The 2,069-nt window shown below is 36.8% G+C and carries 2 protein-coding genes; both read right to left on the bottom strand.

Going from position 1 to position 2,069, the window contains the following annotated elements:
- Nucleotides 1-333, bottom strand: a 333-nt coding sequence (locus tag AB674_RS21520) for a PorP/SprF family type IX secretion system membrane protein (protein ID WP_047779351.1), incomplete at its 3' end; no start/stop codon positions are given.
- Between the two features lie 66 nt (nucleotides 334-399).
- Nucleotides 400-2,069: gliding motility-associated C-terminal domain-containing protein (locus tag AB674_RS23125; protein WP_047779350.1), on the bottom strand; the 1,670-nt coding region annotated here is incomplete at its 5' end.

Below are 2,069 nucleotides of genomic sequence, written 5' to 3'. Positions count from 1 at the left end.
TTCGGCAGAGACCTGAATGCTATACGAGAGATCAGCAGAAAGAGTGTTTTCATTGGTCGGTCCGATTTTGTCGCTCACCAATGAAACTCCAACTCCCAGATTGCTATTGTTTATAGGTGTATTTACCGAAAGAGTACCCGTCTCAGGTGCGCCGTCAAGTCCAACCCATTGTGTACGATATAAACCGAAAACACTTAATACTCCTCGGGATCCCGCATATGCCGGATTGATGTTTATGGTGTTATACATGTATTGCGTATACTGTGCATCTTGTTGTGCATGACTGGCAATTGCAGTAAACATTATGACGAATAAAATTAATTTTGTTCTCATAGCAGTTATTTATTATACCAATTGTTTTTATCAATGTTTGTGATTCGATCTCAGGGAAGTCTGTTTTTATTTGGATAAATACAGATAACCACTTTCTTTATGATTTTGAGCTACGTTATTTCCATCTAACGATTTATAGGTAATGATGTAGAAATAAGTACCTGTTGGCAAACCATCAGATTGCTTAATCGTTGTTCTTCCTCTGGAAGTTCCGTCGAATGCATTGGTAGTGTTATTGTAATTAGTAGTATCAAAAACTAATACTCCCCAACGATTGTATATTTCTACCGTATTTTCAGGATAACAAGTTGTTTCATCGATATTATCAATTTGGAAATAATCGTTTTTACCATCACCATTTGGAGAGAAAGCATTGTGTATTAAAACTCTTTGACAGGCCAGTACACTACAATCATCGTTTATTTCCATAGTTAAGGTAATACTTTTTGGGCAATTTTCATCATTTATTGTATATTCAAATGTATAAGTTCCTATTGCTAATCCAAACGGGTTGAGTGTGTTACCTTGTAAAGCGTTACTGTTACTGGTATCAATCCATGTTCCGGTCAACGGAGTGTTTGGAGGAAGTAAAGTATCTAAGTTAAGAGGAGTTGAATCCGCTTTACAAGCTGTACTGTTGATATTGATTACTTCTTGTGGAGCTACCGTTATTGTAACAGTTGCGGTGTCACAGATGTCCGGAATCGCTTTAATACAGATTTGATAGTTATACGTATACGTTCCAGCAGGAGTTAAACTCGATACCGTTACATTACCCGAAGCATCAATTGTTATATTCGGATCCGTTTTAGAATTAGCATTGTTTGTATCACTCAATAAGGTGAAGTTTACTAGTTCTATTGTAGTTTTTGTAGTGCCAATGAAGTCATTGTCAAGAACATTACCCACTATTCCGAAAGTACCACAACCAATATTAGAATACGTATCATCATTAGCTAATATAGCCGGTGGAGCAATAATGGTCACCGTTACAGTTGCAGTATCACAGTTACCGGTATTGTCAGCCTCACAAATTTGATACACTAATGTTAAAGTACCTATTGGTGCATTTGGAAGAATATTAACACTACCATCTGAATTTAATTGCAAGAACTCGTTTGGTGTTACGGTTGAAATAATAACATCCGATGGTTTTACAACTACACCTTCAATAGTATCATTTGGTAATACATTCAGCACATTTGGAGTGATTTGATTTACACTAGGAAATGGACCGGCAGTATCGTCATTGGCAACTATGTCTCTAACTAATTTGCAATTAACACCAAAATCAGCATTTAGATGAATCAAATCTTGAGGAGTTACAGTAACAATATAACTGCTAGGACTTGTTATTTGACAAACGTTATGCAATTGTGCCTGGTTTACTTTAGAGGTAATATTTTTACCTGCTCCTGATGGAAGCACTTTTACTAAACCAGTTGCTCCGAGTGTTGTAGCAACAGCATCCAGATTAGCATCTTTTACCAATTTTATCGTATAATCTCCATTAGGGTTTGCTATTTCTGGTCGGTCTCTCCAGAATCCTGTTTGGCTTACAATAACTTCTTTATGATAACCGTTAGGCCCATCAATAATCACATTAGGTGTTAACGCATTACCAAAACCTCCTTCATTTAATTCTCCAACATTTTGAGGACCGGTAAAACTGCCATCACCATTAAGATCAATCCATTCCCATTGACTATAGTCGATTGCACCATTTGCGTCAGGAG

Origin of the sequence: Flavobacterium sp. ABG, from assembly GCF_001027725.1 — a bacterium.
In the GTDB taxonomy this organism is placed as follows: Bacteria; Bacteroidota; Bacteroidia; order Flavobacteriales; family Flavobacteriaceae; genus Flavobacterium; species Flavobacterium cupriresistens.
The sequence above is the reverse complement of the archived record's forward strand: the minus strand, read 5'-3'. Positions and strand labels throughout refer to the sequence as shown.